Origin of the sequence: Nocardiopsis sp. CNR-923 (assembly GCF_001942255.1) — a bacterium.
GTDB lineage: Bacteria > Actinomycetota > Actinomycetes > Streptosporangiales > Streptosporangiaceae > Nocardiopsis.
Map to the genome: position 1 here is coordinate 46,002 of NZ_MKKC01000011.1, position 22,972 is coordinate 68,973.

At 71.9% G+C, this 22,972-nt stretch carries 18 protein-coding genes and 6 pseudogenes; 5 read left to right on the forward strand and 19 right to left on the reverse strand.

Going from position 1 to position 22,972, the window contains the following annotated elements:
- Positions 1-97 precede the first annotated feature (97 nt).
- On the forward strand, positions 98-2,188 hold the full coding sequence (locus BJF83_RS00530; RefSeq protein ID WP_316042171.1) for a xanthine dehydrogenase family protein molybdopterin-binding subunit: 2,091 nt from the start codon (positions 98-100) through the stop codon (positions 2,186-2,188).
- A 264-nt stretch (positions 2,189-2,452) separates the two neighbouring features.
- Here BJF83_RS00530 and BJF83_RS00535 read toward each other — a convergent pair whose 3' ends face one another.
- From BJF83_RS00535 to BJF83_RS00560, 7 genes and pseudogenes are all read right to left on the reverse strand, one after another.
- Positions 2,453-3,319 (reverse strand): LLM class F420-dependent oxidoreductase, encoded by an 867-nt coding sequence (locus BJF83_RS00535; protein WP_075924739.1) that lies wholly within the window; start codon positions 3,317-3,319, stop codon positions 2,453-2,455.
- Between the two features lie 74 nt (positions 3,320-3,393).
- Entirely contained in the window at positions 3,394-4,242 is an 849-nt protein-coding gene (locus BJF83_RS00540; protein WP_075924740.1) for an SDR family NAD(P)-dependent oxidoreductase, read from the reverse strand.
- 397 nt (positions 4,243-4,639) lie between these two features.
- A complete protein-coding gene (locus tag BJF83_RS28120; RefSeq protein ID WP_262391205.1) occupies positions 4,640-6,190 on the reverse strand; it encodes a hydantoinase B/oxoprolinase family protein in 1,551 nt (516 codons plus the stop codon).
- A gap of 116 nt (positions 6,191-6,306) precedes the next feature.
- Positions 6,307-7,065, reverse strand: a pseudogene (locus tag BJF83_RS28125) (hypothetical protein); the annotation flags it as partial.
- Positions 7,026-8,539: pseudogene (locus BJF83_RS30770) on the reverse strand (hydantoinase/oxoprolinase family protein); the annotation flags it as partial. The pseudogenes BJF83_RS30770 and BJF83_RS28125, both read right to left, overlap by 40 nt.
- Before the next feature lie 59 nt (positions 8,540-8,598).
- Positions 8,599-9,048 (reverse strand): GNAT family N-acetyltransferase, encoded by a 450-nt coding sequence (locus BJF83_RS00555; protein ID WP_075924741.1) that lies wholly within the window; start codon positions 9,046-9,048, stop codon positions 8,599-8,601.
- Positions 9,049-9,058: 10 nt separating this feature from the next.
- A pseudogene (locus BJF83_RS00560) lies at positions 9,059-10,391 on the reverse strand (isochorismate synthase MenF).
- Between the two features lie 228 nt (positions 10,392-10,619).
- On the opposite strand from BJF83_RS00560, the pseudogene BJF83_RS00565 reads away from it, so the two are divergent.
- A pseudogene (locus BJF83_RS00565) lies at positions 10,620-12,311 on the forward strand (glycoside hydrolase family 10 protein).
- Between the two features lie 125 nt (positions 12,312-12,436).
- On the opposite strand, the pseudogene BJF83_RS00570 reads toward BJF83_RS00565, so the two are convergent.
- The 12 genes and pseudogenes from BJF83_RS00570 to BJF83_RS00625 form a co-directional block, all read right to left on the reverse strand.
- Positions 12,437-13,521: pseudogene (locus BJF83_RS00570) on the reverse strand (S-(hydroxymethyl)mycothiol dehydrogenase).
- Between the two features lie 122 nt (positions 13,522-13,643).
- Positions 13,644-13,829, reverse strand: coding sequence for a hypothetical protein (locus BJF83_RS00575; RefSeq protein WP_075924742.1), 186 nt, complete (start codon positions 13,827-13,829; stop codon positions 13,644-13,646).
- The gene (locus tag BJF83_RS00580; RefSeq protein ID WP_075924743.1) at positions 13,790-14,158 is read right to left on the reverse strand and encodes a DUF3817 domain-containing protein; all 369 of its coding nucleotides are present in this window, start codon (positions 14,156-14,158) and stop codon (positions 13,790-13,792) included. The genes BJF83_RS00575 and BJF83_RS00580 overlap by 40 nt, the downstream gene beginning before the upstream one ends.
- A gap of 126 nt (positions 14,159-14,284) precedes the next feature.
- Positions 14,285-15,236 (reverse strand): annotated as a pseudogene (locus BJF83_RS00585) (GNAT family N-acetyltransferase).
- Positions 15,237-15,322: 86 nt separating this feature from the next.
- Positions 15,323-15,529: a DUF5988 family protein gene (locus tag BJF83_RS00590; RefSeq protein WP_075924744.1), complete on the reverse strand. Its 207-nt coding sequence runs from the start codon at positions 15,527-15,529 to the stop codon at positions 15,323-15,325.
- A 129-nt stretch (positions 15,530-15,658) separates the two neighbouring features.
- A complete protein-coding gene (locus BJF83_RS27740) occupies positions 15,659-16,273 on the reverse strand; it encodes a hypothetical protein (protein ID WP_075924745.1) in 615 nt (204 codons plus the stop codon).
- A 117-nt stretch (positions 16,274-16,390) separates the two neighbouring features.
- Positions 16,391-16,990, reverse strand: coding sequence for an HAD family phosphatase (locus BJF83_RS00600; RefSeq protein ID WP_075924746.1), 600 nt, complete (start codon positions 16,988-16,990; stop codon positions 16,391-16,393).
- 226 nt (positions 16,991-17,216) lie between these two features.
- Positions 17,217-18,302 carry a protein-L-isoaspartate O-methyltransferase gene (locus BJF83_RS00605; protein WP_075924795.1) on the reverse strand — a complete coding sequence of 362 codons (1,086 nt, stop codon included), beginning with the start codon at positions 18,300-18,302 and terminating at the stop codon, positions 17,217-17,219.
- Positions 18,303-18,354: 52 nt separating this feature from the next.
- Complete coding sequence (locus BJF83_RS00610) at positions 18,355-18,768, reverse strand: hypothetical protein (protein WP_143831731.1); 414 nt, start codon at positions 18,766-18,768, stop codon at positions 18,355-18,357.
- 105 nt (positions 18,769-18,873) lie between these two features.
- Positions 18,874-19,722: a helix-turn-helix transcriptional regulator gene (locus BJF83_RS00615; RefSeq protein ID WP_075924748.1), complete on the reverse strand. Its 849-nt coding sequence runs from the start codon at positions 19,720-19,722 to the stop codon at positions 18,874-18,876.
- 27 nt (positions 19,723-19,749) lie between these two features.
- Positions 19,750-20,277, reverse strand: a complete 528-nt coding sequence (locus tag BJF83_RS00620; RefSeq protein ID WP_075924749.1) for a DUF6879 family protein — start codon at positions 20,275-20,277, stop codon at positions 19,750-19,752.
- Entirely contained in the window at positions 20,249-20,494 is a 246-nt protein-coding gene (locus tag BJF83_RS00625; protein WP_083678354.1) for a hypothetical protein, read from the reverse strand. The genes BJF83_RS00620 and BJF83_RS00625 overlap by 29 nt, the downstream gene beginning before the upstream one ends.
- A gap of 230 nt (positions 20,495-20,724) precedes the next feature.
- On the opposite strand from BJF83_RS00625, the gene BJF83_RS00630 reads away from it, so the two are divergent.
- The 3 genes from BJF83_RS00630 (at position 20,725) to BJF83_RS00640 (ending at position 22,970) form a co-directional block, all read left to right on the forward strand.
- Positions 20,725-21,579, forward strand: coding sequence for a helix-turn-helix transcriptional regulator (locus BJF83_RS00630; RefSeq protein WP_075924750.1), 855 nt, complete (start codon positions 20,725-20,727; stop codon positions 21,577-21,579).
- Entirely contained in the window at positions 21,576-21,791 is a 216-nt protein-coding gene (locus BJF83_RS00635) for a DUF397 domain-containing protein (protein WP_075924751.1), read from the forward strand. Before BJF83_RS00630 ends, BJF83_RS00635 begins: the two co-directional genes overlap by 4 nt.
- 405 nt (positions 21,792-22,196) lie before the next feature.
- Complete coding sequence (locus tag BJF83_RS00640) at positions 22,197-22,970, forward strand: creatininase family protein (RefSeq protein WP_075924752.1); 774 nt, start codon at positions 22,197-22,199, stop codon at positions 22,968-22,970.
- The last annotated feature ends 2 nt before the right edge of the window (positions 22,971-22,972 follow it).

The following is a 22,972-nucleotide window of genomic DNA, read 5'->3' on the forward strand; positions in this document are numbered from 1 at the left end:
GGTCGCTTCCGCGCGTCGACGGCCCCGCGAAGGTCGCCGGCGCGGTCCGGTTCACTGCGGAGCACCGGTTCGACGGCCTGGTGCACGCGCGGCTGGTCTGCTCCACCATCGCCCGCGGACGGATCCGCGCGATCGACGCGTCGCGGGCGCGGAGCGCGCCGGGGGTGGTCGCCGTCATCACCCACGAGAACAACGTCAGGCTGGCCCGGCCGCGGTTGCTGGACCTGGAGGACATGGCGGCCGGCATGTCGCCGAGCGACCTGCCGGTGATGCAGGACGATCGCGTCCACTGGAACGGCCAGCCGGTGGCGGTGGTCGTCGCCGACACGTGGGAGCGGGCGGGGCACGCGGCCTCGCTCGTGCGCGTGGAGTACGACGAGGAGCCGCCGACGGTCTCCTTCGACCAGGCCAAGGGCGACGCCGTCCTGCCGCCGGACGTCCTCGGCGAGCCCCCCGAGGTCAGGATCGGCGACGCGGCGAGGGCACTGTCCGAGGCGGCGGTCAGCGTCGACCACGTCTACCGCACGCCCTGGCACGGTCACAGCGCCATGGAGCCGCACGCGACGGTCGCCGTCTGGGACGGCGACACCCTGACGGTCCACGAGACGACCCAGTTCGTCGGCGGGTGCGGGCACGTGCTCGCGACGCTGTTCGGGCTCGCCCCGGAGAAGTCCGGGTCCTGGCGGGCTTCGTCGGCGGCGCCTTCGGCGGCAAGTGGGGGGTGTGGACCAACACGCCGCTGTGCGCGGCAGCGGCGCGGATCGTCGGCCGCCCCGTGAAGCTCGTCCTGTCCCGAGAGGAGGTGTTCCGCCTCGTCGGCGGCCGTCCGCGGTGCGAGCAGCGCGTGGCGCTGGGAGCGGACCGGGACGGAAGGTTCACCGCGCTCGTGCACACCGGCGTCGGCGCGACCACCGCGCACGCGCGCTACCCCGAGCAGTTCTCGCTCACGCCCCGGCACCTGTGGAAGTCGCGGACCGTGGAGATCGGTCAGCGGATGGTCTACCTCGACACGGTGGCCAACAGCTGGATGCGCGCGCCGGGCGAGACGGTCGGCACGTTCGCGCTGGAGTCGGCGGTCGACGAGCTCGCGCACGAGCTGGGGATGGACCCGATCGAACTCAGACGCCTGAACGAGCCCGAACGGGACCCGACCACGGGGCGGGAGTTCTCGTCCCGGAACCTGGTCGAGGCCTACGGGCGCGGCGCGCAGCGGTTCGGCTGGCGTGACCGCCGCCCGCGCTCGCGTCGGGACGGCAGTTGGCTCGTCGGCCAGGGCGTGGCCACCGCCTACTTCCCGGTCTTCCGGTTCCCCGCCACCGCGCGCGTGCGCATCGCCTCAGACGGCACGGCCGTGATTCGGACGGCGGCCAACGAGATGGGCATGGGCACCGCCACCGCCCAGCTCCAGTACGCCGCGGACCTGCTCGGTCTCCCGATCGACCGGGTGTTCTTCGAGTACGGCGACTCGGCGCTGCCCTGCGGCGCCCTGTCGGCCGCAGGGTCGAGCCAGACCGCGAGCGCGGCGGCGGCCGTGTCGGCGGCGGTCGACAAGGCGCACCGCGAGCTGCTCCGGCTCGCGGGCGGCGGATCGCCGCTGGCCGGTGCGGGCCACGAGGCCGTCCAGGCGCGTGACGGCGGTCTGTACCGCACGGACGACCGGCGCGGCGAGACGTACGGGACCATCCTGGAGCGGGCCGGCCAGGAGTGCGTCGAGGTCGAGAGCGAGGGGTCCGAGCCGACGGAGCTGGCGGAGTACTCCATGGCCTCCTACGGAGCGCAGTTCTGCGAGGTCCGCGTCCACGAGCGGACCGGCGAGGTGCACGTGTCCCGGTGGCTCGGGTCGTTCGACTGCGGGCGGATCCTCAACCCGAGGACGGCGGCCAGCCAGCTCCGCGGCGGGATCGTCATGGGCATCGGGGCGGCGCTCACCGAGGAGGTGGTGTTCGACGACCGCACGGGGCGCGTGGTCAACCGGTCGCTGGCGGGCTACCACGTCCCCGCGCATCTGGACGTGCCGTACATCGACGTCGTCTGCACCGACGTTCCCGACCAGCGCGCGCCCCTGGGCGCGCGCGGAGTCGCCGAGATCGGCATCACCGGGGCGGCTGCGGCGATCGCCAACGCCGTGTTCAACGCGACCGGCAAGCGCGTCCGCGAGCTTCCGATCAGACTCGACGCGCTGCTGTGACCCCCTGAGGCAGGGCTCCGTCCGCGACCGGCGGGGGCTGGAGGGCCCTGCCCGACTCGAAATCGAGCCCGCCGGCGGGTCGACCGCCGAGGCCGTTCCCGGACGAAAGGCGTGACGGGGTGCTCAACGATCTGATCGAAGCACCGTCGACGACAACCTCCTCCTGGTGGTGGAGGCCCTGCCCGCCTCATCGCCGTCCTGACGGCCTCGTCCCCGTGCGGACAGCTGGCCCCGCTCGTCGGGCAGCCCGGGGTGCCCGGCGGATCAGGCCTCGGCGACCTCGGGCAGGGTGGAGGCGATCAGGTCCACCGCCTCACGCGGATCGTCGAAACCGCACCCGTAGACGTAGACCGCGGTGAACCCGGTGGCGCGCAGATCGAGCAGTCCGCGGACCAGGGTGTCGGTGGTGGTGCCGGACGTGACGGACAGGACCGACGTCTTCTCGATCTCCTCGTGGTCGCGTCCCACGGCCTCACAGTGCCGCTTGAGCACGTCCAGCTTGCGCCCGGCCTCGGGGCCGCCGAAGATGTTGCACGCGTCCGCGTGCCGTGCGACCAACGGCAGGGTCCGGCGTTCCCCCGAACCGCCGATCATCAGGTAGGGATGCGGCCTGGTGAGCGGAGCGGGTGAGTTCAGGGGCCGTCCGAGCCGGTAGTACTCGCCCTCGTAGGGCCGCTCGTCGCCCGACCACATCTGCAGGACCACGCTCAGGGTCTCCTCCAACATGTCGAACCGACGCGCCACGCTCGGGAACGGCAGCCCCAGACCGCGCGCCTCGTCGGCGAACCATCCCGCGCCGATCCCGAGCCCGGCGCGGCCTCCGGAGAGCACGTCCAGCGTGGTGACCTGCTTGGCCAGGACGCCGGGGTCGTGGTACACGGCGCCGGTGACCAGCGTGTGCAGCCGCACCCGCGAGGTGTGGGCGGCCAGGAAGCCGAGGGTGGTGTAGGCCTCCAGCATCGCGTTCTCGTACGGCCCCAGGTCGTGGCCGATCTGCCAGAAGTGGTCCATGACCGTGACCCGGGCGATCCCCGAGTCCTCGGCGTCGCCGACGGCCCGCGCGAGGGCGCGGCCCAGTTCGGGGGCGCCGCCCGCCCAGGTGAAGTCCGCGACGTGCAGACCCAGTTCCATCCGATTCTCCCGTCTCGTGCGTGGTCACCGCCACGTCGGTGTCCGTCTCCGCTCGGTCGCCCCCGGCGCCTCGGTCAGCCGTGCGTTCGCGAGGCGGGGCCGATCGAAACGTCCTCCCGTCCCACCAGGCGCAGGCTGCGGCGCCACAGTTGCGCCCGGACCCCGTGGTCGGCCGCCTGGTCGTTGACCGGGCTCTCGCGCGTGCGGTTGTAGAACCGGCCGGTCACCCCGCGCAGGGCCGGGTCGGTGACCAGACGGTACGTGGCCGCCACCCCCTCCTCCAGGGTGTCGACCGGGGCGATGCCGTGCAGGGTGACGAGCTTGGTCGGCATGAACGTCGCCGGGTGCAGGCTGGTGAACGTCACCTCGTCGGCGGGCACGCGGGCGGCGAACTCGGTCGCCGACATGATCTGTGCGAGCTTGCTCCGCCGGTAGGCGTCCACGCCGTCGTAGCCGCGCTCGAACATGAGGTCGTCCAGGTCGAGGGGGGACTGACCGAGGGAGGACACGTTGACCACCCGAGAGGGCGCGCTGGCGCGCAGCAGCGGCAGCAGGTCGAGGGTGAGGAGGAACCCGGCCAGGTAGTTCACGGTCAGGCGCAGCTCGTGCCCGTCGGCGCCCACACGCCGCTCCCGCCCGTCTGGCTCGCCGAACCCGATGCCCGCGTTGCTGACCAGGACGTCCAGCCGGTCGGTGCGCGTGGGCGCCTCGGCGGCCAGGCGGGCCACCTGGCCGAGGTCGGACAGGTCGGCGACCAGGGTCTCGGGGGTCGGTGCGCCCGCCTTCGCGACCTCGGCGGCGAGCGCGGCGAGCTTGTCGGGGTCGCGTCCGTGCAGGAGCAGTCGTGCACGGTCCCGGGCCAGCCGCAGGGCCAGCGCGCGGCCGAGCCCGTCGGTCGATCCGGTGATGAGGACGGTGATCATGGGGTCCGTTCCGGCTCGGTACGTGGGTGCGGCGGGGGTGCGTCGCGACCGGTCGTGCGCCCTGGAGGAAGGCCGCTCTCCGAGGCGGCGTCCCTGGCCGGGGATCAGTGTCCCTACCCCCCACGACGCGCGGGGAACCAGGTGTGAGGGCAGCATCACCCCGCGGTCCGGTGGATCGGGGTCGACGGCGTGCCGGGGACGTGCTCGAGAGCACGCCGTGCCCACCTGTCCGGGGGTCGGTGCGCCCGCCCGCGCGTTCCAGTTGCCAGCGCCCATGCGATGCTCGCGCGCCGAGTGAGCCCACTCCCGGCGGACCCGGGGCGCAGGCAGGCGGCGGTGGCGGGGCGACAGGCTCAGGCGTACGCGAGCGGCCAGGTCGATGACCGTCCGGCCGCCGTCAACCCCGCGCGGGCGGCCCGTACCCCCCTCCTCCCGGCGTCCGGATGACCAGCTCGTCCCCTGGGCCCATCCGGACCGCATCGCAGCCGTGCAGCCGCTCGACCTCACCCGACGCGCGCCGGACGGTGTTCTCTCCCAGAGCGCCTGGCTCGCCGCCCGCCATCCCGTACGGCGGCACCCGGCGGTGCCCGGACAGCGTGGTCACCGTCATCGGCTCCCGGAACCGCAGCCGGCGCACCGCGCCGTCACCGCCGCGCCACGTCCCCGCGCCGCCGCTCCCGCGCCGGATCGCGAATTCCTCCAACAGCACCGGGAACCGCCACTCCAGGACCTCGGGGTCGGTCATCCTGGAGTTGGTCATGTGCGTCTGGACCACGGACGTCCCGTCGAAGCCGTCACCGGCGCCGGAACCGGAGGACACGGTCTCGTAGTACTGGCGCCGGTCGTCGCCGAAGGTGACGTTGTTCATCGTCCCCGACCCCTCCGCCTGCACTCCCAGCGCTTGGTAGAGGGCCCCGGTGATGGCCTGGGACGTCTCCACGTTGCCCGCGACGACCGCGGCGGGATGTGTCGGGGAGAGCATCGTGTCCGGCGGGATGACGATCCTCAGCGGCACCAGACACCCGTCGTTGAGCGGGATGTCCGCGGCGACCAGGGTGCGGAACACGTAGAGCACGGCCGCCGTGGCCACGGACGAGGGGGCGTTGAAGTTCGTGCCGAGCTGGGCCGACGTGCCGGTGAAGTCGACCACCGCCGACCGGCGCTCACGGTCCACCTCGATCCGCACCGCCACCACCGCGCCCGAGTCCATCTCGTAGTGGGCCGAACCGTCTCGGAGGGAGCCGACGACCGCGCGGATCGCCTGCTCGGCGTTGTCGCGGACGTGGCCCATGTAGGCCCGCACGACGTCCAACCCGAAGTGGTCGATCATCCGAGCGACCTCCCGCGCCCCCTTGGCGTTGGCCGCGATCTGGGCGCGCAGGTCGGCCAGGTTCACCTCGGGCGCGCGCGAGGGGTAGGGGGCCTCGGCGAGTAGCCGCCGCGTCTGCTCCTCCAGGAACCGTCCCCCGTGCACGAGCAGCCAGTTGTCGAAGAGCACCCCCTCCTCGTCCACGTGCCGACTGGCCGCGGGCATCGACCCCGGGGTGATCCCGCCGATCTCGGCGTGGTGGCCGCGCGAGGCGACGAAGAAGACCGGCCGGTCGCCCTCGGCCCCGAACACCGGCGTCACCACCGTCACGTCCGGCAGGTGCGTGCCCCCGTGGTACGGGTCGTTGACCGCGTACACGTCGCCCGGCCGCAGGGACTCCGGGTTGCGCCGGATCACCTCCCGGATCGTGGACCCCATCGACCCCAGGTGCACCGGCATGTGCGGGGCGTTGGCCACCAGGTACCCGTCCGGATCGAACAGCGCGCAGGAGAAGTCGAGCCGCTCCTTGATGTTGACCGACTGCGCGGTGGCCTCCAGACGGGCGCCCATCTGCTCGGCGATCGACATGAACAGGTTGTTGAACACCTCCAACAGCACCGGGTCGACACCGGTGCCCACCGCGCCCCGCGCGCGGGGCGCACCCGCTCCAGTACGAGGTGGCCGGTGCGCCGGGCCCGCGCCCGCCACCCGGGGTCGACGACCGTGGTGGCGTTGGCCTCGGTGACGATCGCGGGTCCCGGGATCCGTGCGCCCGGTCGCAGCGCGTCGCGCCGGTACAGGGGGGCCGCACGCCAGCGCCCGCGGCGTACACGCGCACGGTCTCCTCGGGTGGGGCGCTCGTCTCCCGCTCGTGCTCCGCGGCCCTCACACCGGGGGTGGCCCGTGGCCCCTCGGCGCCGGGGATCCCGCCCGGCGCGTCCGCGTCCGGAAAGCCTCCGCCCTCCGACGGCGAGGGGCTCCGCGGCGCTTCCGTGTCGCGCTCGTCCGCCCCGCCCCGCCCGTCCGGGAGGCTCCGCCGGTCCTCTTCGTCCGGCGGGGCCTCCGGCACGTCGGCCGTGCCCAGGTCCGACAGGTCGGGTCGCTCGCTGACCCCGACCGCCTCCACCGCCACGGCCTCCGCCACCAGGGGGCGGTCCATGGCGAAGGAGTAGATCCGCCGGTGGGCGGCGACGAAGTCGCGAACCATCTCCCCGACCCCGGCCAGGTCGACCGGCAGCGTGGTGTCGGTGCCCTCGTAGCGCAGGTGGACCTGGCGAGACACGCGGATCCGCGACTCCGGGACCCCCTCGTCGACCAGCTCCGCACGGGCCCTGGCCGACAGGTCGTCGGCGACCTCGCGCAACCGGTCCAGCAGGTCGGGCGCCAACCGGGCCTCCACCGACTGCTGCCGCATCGCCGTGGTGTCGGCCAGCCCGATCCCCAACGCCGACAGCACACCGGCCATCGGCGGGACGAGCACCGTGCGCACACCCAGGGCGTCGGCCACCGCGCACGCGTGCTGGCCGCCCGCGCCGCCGAACGTGGTCAGGGCGTACCCGGTGACGTCGTGGCCCTTGCGCACGGAGATCCGCTTGACGGCGTTGGCCATGTTCTCCACGGCCACCCGCAGGAATCCCTCGGCGACCTCCTCGACGGGGCGCTCGTCCCCCGTCTCCGCCCGGATGCGGGCCGCCAGGTCGGCGAAGGCCCGCCGCACCCGCTCGGTGTCGATCGGCTCGTCACCCGCGGGCCCGAAGACCGACGGGAAGTGGTGTGGTTGGATTCGCCCGAGCAGCACGTTGGCGTCGGTCACCGTCAGCGGGCCGCCGCGCCGGTAGCAGCACGGGCCCGGGTCGGCGCCCGCCGAGTCGGGGCCCGCCTGGTACCGTCCGTCCGCGAACCGCAGGACGGACCCGCCGCCCGCCGCGACCGTGTGGATGTCCAGCATCGGAGCGCGCAGCCGCACCCCCGCCACCCGGGTGTGGAAGACGCGTTCCAGCTCGCCCGTGTGGTGCGAGACGTCGGTGGAGGTGCCGCCCATGTCGAAGCCGATCACCCGGTCGTAGCCCGCGGCCCGGGACAGCCGCGCCATCCCGACGATGCCGCCCGCCGGGCCGGACAGGACCGCGTCCTTGCCCCGGAAGTGCCCGGCCTCGGCAACCCCCCGTTGGACTGCATGAACATGAGCCGCACACCGCCGAGCCGCCCGGCGACCCCGCGCACGTAGCGGCGCAGCACCGGTGACAGATAGGCGTCCACCACCGTGGTGTCCCCGCGCGGGACGAGCTTCATCAGCGGGCTGACCTCGCTGGACAGCGACACCTGGCCGAACCCCAGCCGTCGGGCCAGCGCGCCGATTCGCCGCTCGTGCTCGGGGTACAGGTGGCTGTGCAGGCAGACGACGGCCACGGCGCCGACACCGTCCTGGCGGACCCGTTCCAGGTCGGCGGCGACCCGATCCAGGTCGGGTTCGCGCAGGACCTCGCCCTGGGCGGTGACTCGCTCGTCCACCTCCACGACCCTGGCGTAGAGCTGGTCGGGAAGCACGATGTGCCGGTCGAAGATCCGCGGCCGGTCCTGGTAGCCGATCCGCAACGCGTCCCCGAAACCGCGCGTCACCACCAGCGCGGTCGGCTCCCCGGCGCGCTCCAGGAGGGCGTTGGTGGCCACGGTGGTGCCCATGCGGATCACGTCCACGGCGGTGTGGTCGACGGCGGCGGTGTCCTGGCCGACGTCCCCGCCTCCGCCCCCGCCTCCGCCGGCGAGCAGCGCCTCGATCCCCGCCACGGCGGCGTCCTCGTAGCGGCGCGGGTCCTCGGAGAGCAGCTTGTGCGTGAGCAGGCGTCCGTCCGGGCGTCTGGCCACGACGTCGGTGAACGTGCCACCGCGGTCCACCCAGAACTGCCAGCCCCCGCCCCGCTCGGCTCCGCCCATGCGATCCCTCCTCGGTCCACGCCCCCGGCGACTTGTCCGGCGCCCCCGACCCATGATGGCCCCGAAGGCACGGGCGGTGACAGCGCGACCACGCGGTCGTGGACGACGGCGGGCTAGAGGACCTTCTCGAAGCACAGGGAGGACTCGCAGCCCGCGTAGGCGCCGAACCCCGGGATGGGCTCGTACCCCGACCGGGTGTAGAACCGCACGGCGTCCGGCTGGCGGTCGCCCGTCTCCAGCCGGAGCCGCTTCCACCCCCGGTCGCGTGCCCACTCCTCCAGGGCGGCCAGCACCAGCGGCGCCGCGCCCGAGCCCCGCCGCTCGGGCAGGACGAACATCCGCTTGACCTCCCCGCCGTCGTCGCCCAGGTCGCGCAGGCCTCCGCAGGCCACGGCCGTGCCGCCGCCGTCGCGCGCCAGGACGAACACCGCGATGTCCTCGGCGGAGGGGGCGGCGCCCGGTTCGGAGTCTGGAGTGCCGTACCGCTCGGCGATCTCGGCTCGCTGTAGGGCGCGCAGGCGGGTGGCGTCGGGATCGTCCCAGGAGACTACGTCGGTGTGCATGGGACGCAGGTTAGTGCTGTCGTGTTACGCCCACGTGTCCTGGCGCTGACGCGAGCAGCCCCTCCGCCGCGGAGTCGGTGAGGGCCTCGCGCATCACCCGGAACTTGGACTCGGTCTCGGCCAGCTCGGAGGCCGGGTCGACCCGGCGACGATTCCGCAGCCCGCGAACAGCCGGGCGCGGGAGCCCTCCACGCGGGCCGAGCGCAGCGCGATCCCCCACTCCGCGTTGCCCGCGCCGTCCAGCCAACCCACGGGACCGGCGTACCCGCCCCGGTCCATGCCCTCGACCTCGGCGATCAGGCGCATGGCCGCGACCGTGGGGGTCCCGCCGACGGCCGCGGTCGGGTGCAGCGCGGCCGCCGCGTCCAGAGCCGACACCCCGGCCGCCAGGCGGGCGTGCGCGCGCGTGGCCAGGTGCTGGACGTTGGCGAGGGCGAGCAGCCGGGGGGTGGAGGGGACGGACAGCTCCCGCGAGAGCGGCTCCAGCGCGGTGCGCAGGGAGTCCACCGCCAGGCCGTGCTCCTCGACGTCTTTGGCCGAGGCCAGGAGGTCCTCACCCAGTCGCAGGTCCTCGGCGGCGTCGCGTCCGCGCGGACGCGTTCCGGCCAGCACCAGGGAGGTCAGCCGGTCGCCTCGCGGCGCAGCAGCAGCTCCGGGGTGGCGCCGACCATGCCGTCGACGGAGAAGGTGAAGCAGCTCGGGTAGCGCAGGCGCAGGCGCTCCAGCAGGGTCCGCACGTCGATGGGCGCCGTGGCCTCGGCGACGACGTCGCGCGCCAGCACCGCCTTGTCGAGCGGTCCGGACCGGATGCGGTCGACGGTGTCGGCGACGGCGTCCATCCACTCCGGGCCGCTGAGCGACCCGGGGGCCCAGGAGACGGGGCCGATCGGGAGCGGCTCCGGGGTGGGGGAGAGGAGGTCCTCCGGGCGGGCGTCCGGTTCGTCGGTCACGGTGGTCACCCACGCGTGACCGCCGCGTCTGCCCACCAGCACGCGCGGCACGACCAGCGCCGATCCCTCGGACGTGGGCGCGAAGGTGAACGTGCCGAAGGTGACCGGCCCGGTCCCGGGCAGCCCGACCTCGTCCTCCACGACGGCCCGCCCGCACAGCTGCCCGAACCAGCGCGCGGCCCGGGTGAAGCGACCGCTGTCGGTGGGTTCGGTGCCCGCGGGAGCGCCCTCGACGTCCAGCCGTGCGGCGGCGCCCCAGCCCACGATCCCGTCCTCGCCGGTCAGCCAGGCCAGAGGGGCCTCGGAGGGCAGGCGGCGCACCAGGCTTCCGGCGCCGTCGCGCAGCGACACGGTGCGGACGAACAGTTTCGGAGGGCTCGGGAGGGCGTTCACGGACACCGAGTCTAGGAGGTCGTCCAGAACCCCGCGCCGGCGCCGCCGCGCCTCGCGGTCCGCCCGGCGGCGGCACCGCGCCGCCGCGGACGGATCGCCCGTATGCCGAGGGGTTGCCCGGCTGTCCACAACTTGGTCGAATCGTGTCCGAACCTTGACGATCTCCCTACTCTGATGTCCGGCGCGCCGCGGATGCCGGCGCGCCGCGGGGCGCGGAGGAGTGTGGACATGGGCGTGCGGGTACGGGCGGCGGCCGCGCCGCGTGCGGTGGCGCGGTGGGTCGCGGCGGTCGCGGCGGGCGCGTCCTGCTGTCGGGATGCTCACCCTCCGGGGACGGCGCCGGCCGGTCCGGCGCCGTCCCGCCCTCCGGCCCCTCGCCCTCGGACGCCTCCTCCGCCACGGTGGGCGGGACCGGGCCCGGCGCGACGGACGCGGCGCAGTCGCCCTCCGCCGTGCCCCAGGGGTGCACGGCGAACCAGGGGGAGCGCCGGATGCGCGGCGCCTGGCTCACGACCGTCCGCAACATCGACTGGCCCTCCGAACCCGGCCTGCCCGCCGAGGAACAGCGCGAGGAGCTGGACGCCTACCTGGACGACGCCGCCGAGCTGGGGCTCAACGCGGTGTTCCTGCACGTGCGCCCCACCGCCGACGCCGTCTACGAGTCCGACCTGGAGCCGTGGGCGCGCTACCTGACCGGGGAACAGGGCGGCGACCCCGGTTACGACCCGTTGGAGTACGCGGTGGAGGGGGCCCACGAGCGGGGGCTGGAGCTGCACGCCTGGTTCAACCCCTACCGCGTGGGCTTCCTCGAACCGGACCTGGCGAACCTGGCCGAGGGGCACCCGGCCGAGGAGAACCCCGACTGGGTGGTCGAGTACGGCGAGGAAGCCTACCTCGACCCCGGCGAACCCGAGGTCCGGTCCTGGGTCACCGGCGTCGTCCTGGATGTCGTTGACCGCTACGACGTCGACGGCGTGCACTTCGACGATTATTTCTACCCCTACCCGCAGCCGGGCGAGGCCTTCGACGACGACGCCACCTGGGAGGAACACGGCGGCGGCTTCGACGACCGCGCCGACTGGCGCCGCGACAACGTGGACCGGCTCGTCGCCGACGTGCACGAGGGCATCCAGGCGGCCAAGCCCTGGGTGAGCTTCGGCATCTCGCCGTTCGGGATCTGGCGCAACAAGGACAGCGACGCCTCCGGGTCGCGGACGTCGGGCCTGGAATCCTACGACTCCCAGTACGCCGACACCCGCACTGGATCCAGGAGGGCACGATCGACTACGTCGCCCCGCAGCTGTACTGGGACCGGGGGTTCGGCGTCGCGGACTACGAGACCCTGACCGACTGGTGGGCGGACGAGGTCGAGGGCACCGGGGTGGATCTGTACATCGGGCAGGCCGCCTACCGCGTGGGCGACGACGGCTGGAGCGGCGAGGACGCGCTGAGCACCCAGCTCGACTACTCCGGGCAGGACGCCCGGGTCGGCGGGGACGTCTACTTCTCCATCAGGAGCCTGAGGGAGAACGCGGCCGAGGCCTACGCCCACCTGGTCCGGACCCACTACCCCCATCCGGCGCTCGCGCCGGGGACGGCGCCGCAGGGCCGCGCACCGCTGACCGGGCGGGTCGGGGCCGTGGCCGCCCGACCCGACGGCGACCGGGTCGACGTGGAGTGGGAGGCGGTCGAGGAGGCCCGGTTCTACGCCGTGTACCGGGTCGCGGCGGGCGCGCGGGCTCCGCCGACGGCCCCGGGGAGTGTCCGAGCCTGGAGCCCGGGGACCTCGTGGGCGTCACCGGCGGGACGTCGCTGACCGACGCCGCCCCGGCCGAGGACGGGGACGGGTACGTGGTCACCGCCCTGGACGTCTTCCGCAGCGAGGGCCCCGCCAGCGAGATCGTGCGCGTGCGTGATTAGGGGTTGGACACGGACACGGGAGCCGTGCCCCTCCACCCGCACGTCGCGGCGGGTGCGACGCCGCTTCCGCAGGTGGCCTGTCCCGTCCTGGTGACCGCTCCTGGTCGCCCGACCGACGGCGGACCTCAGAGCCGCACCACCGACCGCAGCACCTCGCCTCGCCGCATGCGCGCGAACGCCTCCTCCACGTCCCCCAGCCCGATCTCCTCGCTGACGAACGTGTCCAGGTCCAACCGGCCCTGGCGGTACAGGTCGACGAGCACGGGGAAGTCGCGGGAGGGCAGGCAGTCGCCGTACCAGGAGGACTTCAGCGACCCGCCGCGGGCGAACACCTCCAGAAGGGGCAGCTCCAGCCGCATCCGCGGGGTGGGCACCCCGACCAGGACGACCGTGCCCGCCAGGTCGCGCGCGTAGAACGCCTGCTCGTAGGTCTGGGGCGTGCCGACCGCCTCGATGACCACGTCCGCGCCGAACCCGCCGGTGCGGGCGCGCACGGCGGCGACCGGGTCCTCGTCCCGGGCGTTGACGGTGTGGGTGGCGCCGAGCCCGCGCGCCCGGTCGAGCTTGCGGTCGTCCAGGTCCACGGCGATGATCCGCGCAGCACCGGCCAACCTGGCCCCGGCCACGGCGGCGCAGCCCACGCCGCCGCAGCCGATCACCGCCACCGAGTCGCCCCGCCCCACACCGCCGGTGTTGACCGCCGCGCCGATGCCCGCCATGACCCCGCAGCCGAGCAGCCCCACCGCGGCGGGGGAGGCGTCCGGGTCTACCGGGGTGCACTGGCCCGCGGCCACGAGCGTCCGGTCGGCGAAGCGCCGATGCCCAGGGCGGGGGAGAGCGGGGTGCCGTCCTCCAACGTCATGGCCCGCGTCGCGTTGCGGGTGGCGAAGCAGTACTGCGGACGTCCCCGCCGACAGGCACGGCAGTCCCCGCACACCGCGCGCCAGTTGAGCACGACGTGGTCCCCGGGCGCCACGGTCGTCACGTCCGCGCCGACCGACTCCACCACCCCCGCCGCCTCGTGGCCGAGGAGGAACGGGAAGCCGTCGGAGATCTCGCCCTCGCGGTAGTGCAGGTCGGTGTGGCACACCCCGCACGCGCGCACCGCGACCACGGCCTCGCCCGGACCGGGATCGGGGACGAGGACCGTGGTGAGCTCGACGGGCGATCCCTGGGAGCGGGCGACCACTCCGCGTACGCGCTGGACCATCGGGAGCACCTCCACCGGGGCCGGGGCGCGGCGCCGAGCGCGCCGCGTCCTGAGCATGCCCCGGGGACACGGCGGCCGAAACCGTCCGCCGGTCGGCGCGCCGCGCCCGTGGTCCACGCGGATCAGGACTGCGCGCTCAGCCCCAGCCCCGGGACCCCGTCGACCAGAATCTCCTGCCCCGAGGTGAAGGTCGCCTCGAACCCGAGGAAGAGCACGGCGCGGGCGACCTCGGCGATGGTGCCGTGGCGGCCCATGGGGGCCACCGCGTTCACCCGCATGCCGCGCGGCAGCAGCTCCGCGGCCAGCACACGGCCGAAGCCGAGCACGGCCGGTCCAGACGCCCGGTGCGGCGCAGCCACCACTCCGCGGGCAGCGTCCCCAGCGGAGGCACCGAGGCGGCCAACGCCACCAGGGTCGACCAGATCCCCCAGCGCAGGTGCAGCGCGGCGGCCACGGTCAACGCCACGTAGAGCAGGAACGCGCCGCCGTGCAGCGGCCCGAACACGTGCACGCCGACCTCGCTGCCGCCGCCCAGGTACTTGAAACCCATGCCGACCAGCAGTCCGCCCCAGGTCACGGCCTCGACCACCGCCACCACGCGAAAGGCCGTCGCTGTCGTACGCGGTTGGACGCTCACTCTGTGTCCCCGGGGTCGTCTGCGCTGGCCACCTCAGGTCCCGGCGCGCGACGCCGGGACCGTTCCCAGGCTAGGCCACCCCTGAGAGACGGGCGCCGCGGGTCCGGGTCGACCGGCGGCCGACCCTCAACCAGCGGTCGCGGGCTTGACGAGCGGTGCGTCCCGCGTCAACTCCCGGAACCCGACACCGTGGTACAGCCCGCGCGCCTCGGGATGCCCCGGGGCGCCCAGGCAGGCGACGGTCGTGTGCGTGGCCCCGGCCGCCCGCGCCAGACGCATGCCGTGCAGGAGCATCGCCCTCGCCAGCCCCAGACGCCGGTAGTCCGGATGCGTCCCGACCGGCTCGAACTCAACGGTTGCGTTCGCCTCGTCGAGCCACATGATCGTCGAGGAAGCCATCGTTGCGTCCGGCGCCTCCACCAGGATGTGCAGGTCGCCGCGGTACCCCGTCGTCCGCCGGACGCCCTGGTAGCCCTCGGCCGTGTACGCCGAGCGCCCAGGCGTCCAGATGGGCCTGGACCGCGGCCTCCGGCCCGGCCTCGTCGGCGGTGCGGAACCGGAACCCCTCCGGCAGGACCGGCTGATCCACGTCGGCGAGGTCCCGCTCGTTGAGCTGGGTCCATTGACCGGTGTCGCCGAGCGAGGCCGGGTCGGTCTCGTATCCGTGCGCCGCCCATCGCTGCAGGGCGAACGCGTCGGCGGCGCTCGGCGACACCGTCCGCTCGACGCCCGCCGCCGTGCCGTCGTACCAGTCGATCACCTCGTCGACCAGTCCGGCGTGGTCGGGATGGACCTGGTACGCGAGATAGGCGTCGGTGACGTCCTTCACCGATCCGTCGCTCAGCCGCACCGTGCGCGGAAGCTTGGCCCAGCTCCACGCCACCAGGTCTCCGTCGGAGAACCACAGCCGACGCCGCCACCCCGCGCCCGCGTGGGCGTGTCCCGCGCCCCAGTTCCAGGCCAGTTCGCCGAAGGCCGCGTCGCTGTTCACCAGGTCGGGTCGGGTGGCGGTGACACGCTGGGCCAGACCCTGCATGAGCCGCAGGTCCGCGGCGGTCAGGCGCTCTGAGTTCGTCATGGCACGCCACTGTGCCAGGCTCGCGCCGGGCCGTCGAGCGGTTTTTCGGGGCCGCCGATCACGGCGCGGCGTCCCCGGAACACCGCCTACGAGGCCATCTCCGTGCGGGAGGTCCACTCGTAGACGGGCAGGTCCCCCTCGTCGGTGTACCGGTGACGCGCGGTGGCGCTGAAGTGTTCGTAGCCGCCGCGGAACGGGATCTTGACCTGGTCGCCCGCGCGCGGCGCGGGCACGATCCGCTGGGGAAGGTCCTTCGGCCCGCCTTCCAGCACCGCCTTGTGTGTCTCGTCCATACGATCAGACTCGCACGCCCCTCGGGGCCTGTCACGCATCGCTCGGCCGCCTTTACCCAGGCGGGAGGGGGTGGGTGCACGAGTGCCCCGCCGGGGTCCGACGGGGCACTCGGGTGTTCGGCGCGGTGCCTACCGGCGACCCATGGGGGCCGCGTCGGCCGGAGCGGCCTCCGACTCGGCCGGAGCGGCCTCGGCGGCCTCGGCGGCCTCGGCGGGCGCCGCCTCCGCGTTCTCCGCCGGGGCGGCCTCGTTCGCCTGAGCGGGCTCGGCGGCCTCGACCTCGGCGGGCGCGGCCTCGTTCGGAGCAACCTCGATGGTGTCCCCGGTCTCAGCGGCTTCCTCGGCCTCCGCGGCGTCGGCGGGGTTCTGCAGGACGAGCAGAGCCTGCACCGCGGGGTCCATCTCGCGGATCGTGTCGCCCGCGCTCACGTACTCGATGGCCTGCGCCCGGCCGTTGGACTCGAACTGGTCGCAGGAGTTCCGGATCAGGATGACCGGCGACTCGGTGTTGTTCGTGAACCGGTGGAACTCCGTGTTCTTCGCCTCCTTGAGCACCTCCTCCGGCAGGTTGTGGCAGGAACCGGGCTTGACGTCGGTGATGACGTGCTCGTTGGTCTTGAGCTGGCTCCAGTCGACGACCTCGAAGGTCAGCGAGCCCTCCGCGGCCTGGGCCGGGGTGGCGATGGACAGAGTCAGCGCGCAGGCGGCGAGGCCCGTCGCGGCGGCGGTGGTGAAGCGAACCACGATTACACCTTCGTACGGGAATGATTACAAAACGTTATACACACGGGTGGGTGCGGATCGCGAGCACGTCGGGGGCATGCAGGAAGACTGTTGGCCGTCCCGTGGCCTGGGATTTATTCATTTGACGAGGAGGCGCTCCCGCAGCGCCCCCAGGGAGGTGAACCGGTGCGCCGCCAGCCCCAGCCGGACGGCCGCGTCGACGTTGGCCTGCCGGTCGTCCACGAACAGCACCCGCGCGGCGGGCACCTCCAACCGCTCCACCGCCCACGCGAAGGCCGCGGGCTCCGGCTTGGCGCGGCGGATGCGGCTGGACAGGCCCACCACCGAGAACGGCTCCAACACCCGGGCGTGCCGTTCCCCGAAGAAGTCGGCGATCTCCGCCGGAATGTTGGACAGCAGCCCGAGGCGCATCCCCTCGGCGGCCAGCCCCGCGACGTAGGCGACCATCTCCTCGTCGACCCGCGACCAACTCTCCACGTCCAGGGCGAGCAGCCGCCGCACCCGCCGCTCGTCGAAGACCACGCCGAGCCGGTCGGCCACCGACTTCCAGTACGCGGGTCCGTCGAGGTCGCCCCGGTCGTAGGCCTGACGCGGGAACCAGTAGGCGTCCCAGAAGTCCGCCCCGGCCGCTCCGGCCTCCCGTTCCAGGGCCGCGCGCCCCTCGGGCGACTGGTCGCGGGCGATCACCCCGAACATGTCGAACAGCACGGCGTCCACGGATCGGGCCTGCCGTCGGATCGGATCCGACCACCCTAGCGCCGCGCCCCTACGCCCCTGGGAGCGGCCCGACCAAGGGGTTACGGCGCGAACTGCTGCTTCACCAGAGACTTCCACGGCACGTCCCCGGCGACGGCGTCCATGAGCACCTCGTTCACCGTCTCGCCCAGTGCCACCACGAACTCGCCATCGGGCGGCCTCGCCGAGTGCCCGTCGACCCCAGTGCCTAACAGGTGTGCTCCCAGACTCCGAGCGAGCCCACCTCCACCCGGTGGACCTTGTTCGGTGGATCGGCCTCCAAACAGAAAGCGTCCAGCTCGGGCCAGCCCGCTTCGGACAGCCACTGATAGGCGTTTCGGAGCCGGTCCACGAGGGACAGGCGTCCGCCGCTGGTGATTGATCCGTCCGGCCACAGGTACGCCCACGAGGAGTCGTCGGCTCCCAGGTAGACGATCCTGCCGATCGCCCCGTTGAACGGGCGCACCCCCACACCGACCCGTACTCCGGGGAGCATGAGCATCAGCCGTGTGATCAAGCCGCGTTCGACGAGATCACCAGAGGTGAAGGGCATGACTCCGGTCGTCTCCGGCCGACGCCCGAGACCGGGAAAGTCCCCGTCCGGAACCCGCTGGGTGCGGTCGTGCATGAACATCGCATCACTCACGAACGGGCCGGACACACATGACGGCCCCGTTTTGCGCAGGGCCGCGACGGGGGTGCGCTGCCAGTTCGAATCGGCTGCCCAAGGAGTGACGATCAGCGAGCCCAGTTCGATTCGCGCGATCCATTCCGGGGGAACACGGCTGACGGCACAGGTGGCGATGACCGCGTCGAAGACGTCGGCATCCGACGGCATCGTGCCGGTGACGACCCGCACACCGGTCCCGGCCAGCCGCACCCGTGCGTGTGCGGCCATGTCAGCGTCGATCTCCACGGTCGTGACGTGCCCGGTGGGGCCGACAAGCGACGACAGGATCGCGGCGTTCCACCCGCTGCCGGTGCCGATCTCCAGTACGCGCATCCCGGGTTCGATGTTCGCCGCCGAGATCATGTCCGCCATGAGCTGCGGGGCCGATGACGACGAGCTGGGTTCGTTGCGCGGCCCCGAGCCCCCGTCGTTGGCCTGGGTGGTCACCGCGCCGTCGGTGTAGACGACGCACGCCCACCTGTCGGGATCGGCGGTGCGCAAGAGCGGCAGGCCGGTGATGTCCGGCCACACCATGTCGGGGATGTACAGGTGCCGGGGGTGGTTGGCGAACGCGGCGCGGATCGTGTCGGTGGTGTCGAGCTTGGCGACGAGCTGAGCGTGCATGTCGTCGAGCACCGCTACTCCACTTCTCCCGTCCCGTTGCACCCGGGGCAGCTCATGAGGATTTCCTCGCTGTCCCAGTCGTTGTCCTTCTGTCCGTCGTGTTTGGCGGTGACGGTGCGTCGCCCTTGCACATCGAGCACTTCTTGGACATGAGGAGGGTCCCTGAGGTCGTGGCGGTCGAGTCGGGGGTGCCCGGGGTTTCCGGGGCGGTGGGGTGTTCGCTCCCGGTGGATCCGAACGGCCGACCGACGCGCTGCCCGGGGCTCTCCAACGCGGCCACGAACAGCTCCAACGTGGGCTCGATGATCGTGGGCGCGGTCAGACCCGACGGGGAGCGGTCGGTGGCCACCCACAGATTGCTGTTGCGGTGGATGGCGTAGCGGTCGCCGTAGTGCCTGCGCAGCACGGCGAGCGCCACGGCGCTCGGGTCGGGTGACCGCTCGTCAGAGGCGGGGGAAAGGCGCATGGGAGCATCCGATCTGCGTCGGCGATGCGGTGATCGCTGGTCTGATCAGGACGCTACAGAGAGTGTGTGTCGGACTCCAAGCGAGTTGCATGAAGTTGCGCAGATTCAGTCGAGCGCCTCGATGGCGGAGGTGATCAGCGCTCGGGCCTCGGCCCCGTACACGGCGTGCTGCTGGAGCCGTCCGAACGCCTTGACGTACGTCGCGACCTCGGTGGGGGCCTCGATGGTGAGTTCGGCGGTGGTGAGTTCGATCCGGACCAGGAGGTCGTCGTAAATAGTGAAGCCTTCCAATGGCAGAACCCGGCGTGGGGTGGGAAAGGGGATGATTCCTACCGAGACGTTGGGGAGGGGCATGACGGATAGTAGGTGTCCGAGCTGACCTGCCATGACTCCGGTGTCACCCAGTCGGTATCTCAGGGCCGATTCTTCCAAGACCATCACGAAGTGGTGGTTCCCTCGCCGGAGGATACGCGAACGATCTACTCTGGCCTCGACCACCGCTTCGATATCCTCTTCCTCGCCGTCGAGTTCCGTGATGGCTGTGAAGAGCGCCGAGATGTAGCTCGGAGTCTGGAGGAACCCCGGAACCACATCCGGCGTGTAGATCCGGAAGAGTTCGGTTTGTTCATACAGGGGAACGTAGGATTCCTGAAGTTGGCGAAGCCCAGCTCTTTGCTTGCGTCTCCACTCCACATAGAGGGATTCGGCGTTTCGCGACGCGGAAATGAGATCGGCTGCCTGCTCATCCGCGTCGCAGGCTCGGCACCAGGCCCTGATGTCCGCGTCGGAAGGGGGGGTCCTCGCGTTCTCGATGCGTGAGGACTTGGACTTGTGCCAGTCGCAGTGCGCGGCCAGTTCGGCCCCCGTCAACCCGGCGCTCAGGCGGATGTCCTTCAGGCGTGCGGCGACGGCCTCACGGGCTGCTTTGGCGCTGGACGGAGAGTACGAGGGCACGAACTGGGTTTCCGGTGAGGGAGGCGGTCAGATGCGGAAGTCGTCGTGGGGGATCGCGCGTTCCCAGACGGCTTCGAAGGCCGAGGAACACAGCTTGGCCACTTCCGGGGCTTCGGTGACCTCCTCATCGATCATCTGCCCATCTCCCGAGAAGTGGTTGATGCGGACGATTCGGTCGTCGAAGAGCCAGAAGTCGTTGCCAGGGAAGGCGATGTCGGTCGCCTGACGACGTGGCAACCAGCGTACGTGTTCCCCAGCGATGATGTTTCCCTGGGTTCCCTCGTGCTCGTAACGGATGTACTCGGTCACTGGCGTGGATACGACCCGTGCTCGGCGTACGAGGACGCCCCGGGCCGTGGCGTTGGCGATTGCCTGGTAGAAGGGGTGCCACCAGGAGTCGCGATCGTCCCAGTCTTCACGACGCCCCTCGCGCTTCCACCTCTCGAAGCCCTCCATCTCGTCGTCCATACCATAGATGTCGCGCATCTCCAGGTGGACGGCGGACTCCCGGCACGCGTCGAGCATGTCAACGAAGTCGGGTGCGTTCTGCGTCATCGCAAGCCTCCCTCAGGATCTCGACCATGCGGGCGGGAACTCGAACGACCGCCTCGTGTTCCGGGATGTCGCCGACCTCGCGGCAGGCGGTCAGAGTGCCCTCATCGGCCCTCCACCCCTGAATGACCAGGTCAGCGGTGACGTCGTCAACGAAGATCGTAGGGGAGCCCTTCTTGTCTGACTCCGGGTCCTTGCCGACGAACTTCAGGTTCACCATGATGCTGTCCTCTCGGGGGTTGGTTGCATCCGGTTGCACCAAGATCCGTGAGAGCTGGACGCCCTGTCAAGGGTTCCTGATGCTCTGCGCTGAAGAATGACCACTTTGAGTAGTGCTGCGTCATATGTCGCGCCAGCAGGTCTCCTCGTCGAATCCTCTTCAGAACTTTCATGAAAGAACTTGAAAGCCATCACGCTCAGTGCTTACCCTATGGCGCAGAGGAGGTGGTCATGGCTGATGTGACGGTCGGGCGACGGCGGCTCGGCATTGATCTGCGGAGGCTGCGTGAGCAGCGCGAGATGACCAACGCCGAGGTCGCGCGGGAGTCCGGGCTCTCCGAAGCGACGCTCAGCCGCATCGAGAACGGCAAGCGCGTCGTCAAGCCGAGTGAGCTGCGCGTCCTCATGAACCTGTACGGGGTGACCGACCCTGACCAGCAGGCACGATTCGCCGCGATGTCCAAGGTCAGCGCCAAGGACAACTGGTGGGACGACTACGACGACGTCCTTCCCTCCGGGCTCGGGAGCTACGTCGGCCTGGAGGCCGAAGCAGATCGTCTGCGGAGCTACCACCCCAGCGTCATCCACGCCCTGCTCGCCACCGAGGACTATGCCCGTGCGGTGACGCGGGCGACCATGCCCGATGGATCGCAGGATGACCTCGATCGTCTCGTGGAGTTGAAGATGCAGCGCCGACAGGTGCTGGAACGCGAGAACCCCCTGAGGCTGTGGGCCATCCTCGACGAGGCCGCGCTCCGGAGGCCGTTCGGCGGACCCGCGGCCATGCGTGCCCAGTTCACGCATCTTGTGGAGATGGCGCACAGGCCCAACATCACCGTGCAGATCATGCCGTTCAGCCGAGGACCACATGCGGGTCTGGTCGGTCCGTTCATGCTGATCGAGTTCGAGGATCCGGACGACCTGGATCACGTCTACGTCGAGTCCCCAGCCGGGAACCTGTTCCTCCAGAAGCGTCCGCTGGTGGCAGAATTCCGAGAGAGTTTCTCCCTGATGAGCGCTTCTGCTCTGGCGCCCGAGGACCTCGAAGAGTTCATTTCCAGTATCGCAAAGGACCTGACCGAATGACTGCTGTTCCTGACCTCTCCGGCGCGCACTGGTTCAAGGCTCAGGCCAGTGACACCGCCAAGGGCTGCGTGGAGGTGGCGCACCTGGACGAGGGGACCGCCGTGCGCAACTCCCGGGACCCGCAGGGCGGCGTGCTGTTCTTCACCCCCCATGAATGGGAGTGCTTCCTCGACGGGGCGCACAAGGGCGAGTTCGTCCGGCCCGCTCGGTAACCGAGAGAACCACTGCCCGGGGCGTCCATGAGGTGGCACTCCGTCGCCCCGGGCAGTGCTCACCGAAGGGAGATCCACGATGACCGAGGACCACACCAACGGCACTACCTCTGTCTACCACGACGAGCCCGGCGCGGAGTTCTTCGAGTTGCGGCTGACCGAGGGCGAGCACAGGGCCGGGCGTTCGCCTGGGGCATGGAGCTGCCAGACGGCGGCACGGTCGTCTACAACATCCTCGACCGCTCGATCATCCGGGGGAGCCTGCCGGAACGCACCGCCCGTCGTCTGCGCGCCGAGCTCGTCTGGTTGTGACGCACCGCCGGGTCACGGGGCACACCGTCCCGTGGCCCGGCGCACCTCTGCGCCCTGCGGTCCGTACCGCCCGTACCCGCGATACTGGGGCCCATGGACGACCTCATGCTCTCGCTCCTGCCCCTGACCACCACAGTGGAGGAGGGCGAACGCGACTCCCGCGTCGCACTGCTGCCCGTGGGCAGCCTCGAACAGCACGGCCCCCACCTGCCCCTGATCACCGACACCGTCATCGCCTGCGTCCTGGCGCGCGAACTCGCCCGCGCCCACCCGGTGCGGCTCCTGCCGCCGCTGACCATCTCCTGCTCCCACGAGCACACCGCATGGCCGGGCACCGTCAGCATCTCCGCGCGCACCCTGCACGCCATGGTCGCCGACATCGCCGCCTCGCTCGGCGACACCCGGCTCGTCCTGGTCAACGGCCACGGCGGCAACCACGTCCTGGCCAACGTCGTCCAGGAATCGCGCGGGGCCATGGCGCTCTTCCCCCAGGCGCACGAGTGGGAGGCGGCACGCGGGGCCGCCGGGATGGCCACCGACAACGACACCGACATGCACGCGGGGGAGCTGGAGACCTCGGTCCTGCTGCACACCTACCCGCACCTGGTCCGCTCCGGTCGCGCCGACCACGTCACCGGCCCCCGCGACCACCTGCCCACACTGGGCCTGGCTTCCTACACCGCCACCGGCGTGGTCGGCCGTCCCTCACTGGCCACCGCCGACAAGGGCCGACGGCTGCTCGCCGCCCTCGTCGAGGACCTCACCGGACACCTGACCGCCCTGGACCCGGCGGCCGACCAGGCGCACGACGATCACCGCCGCTCCGGGCAGCCCCGACACCAGCGCCAGCAGCCCATAGACGACTGACG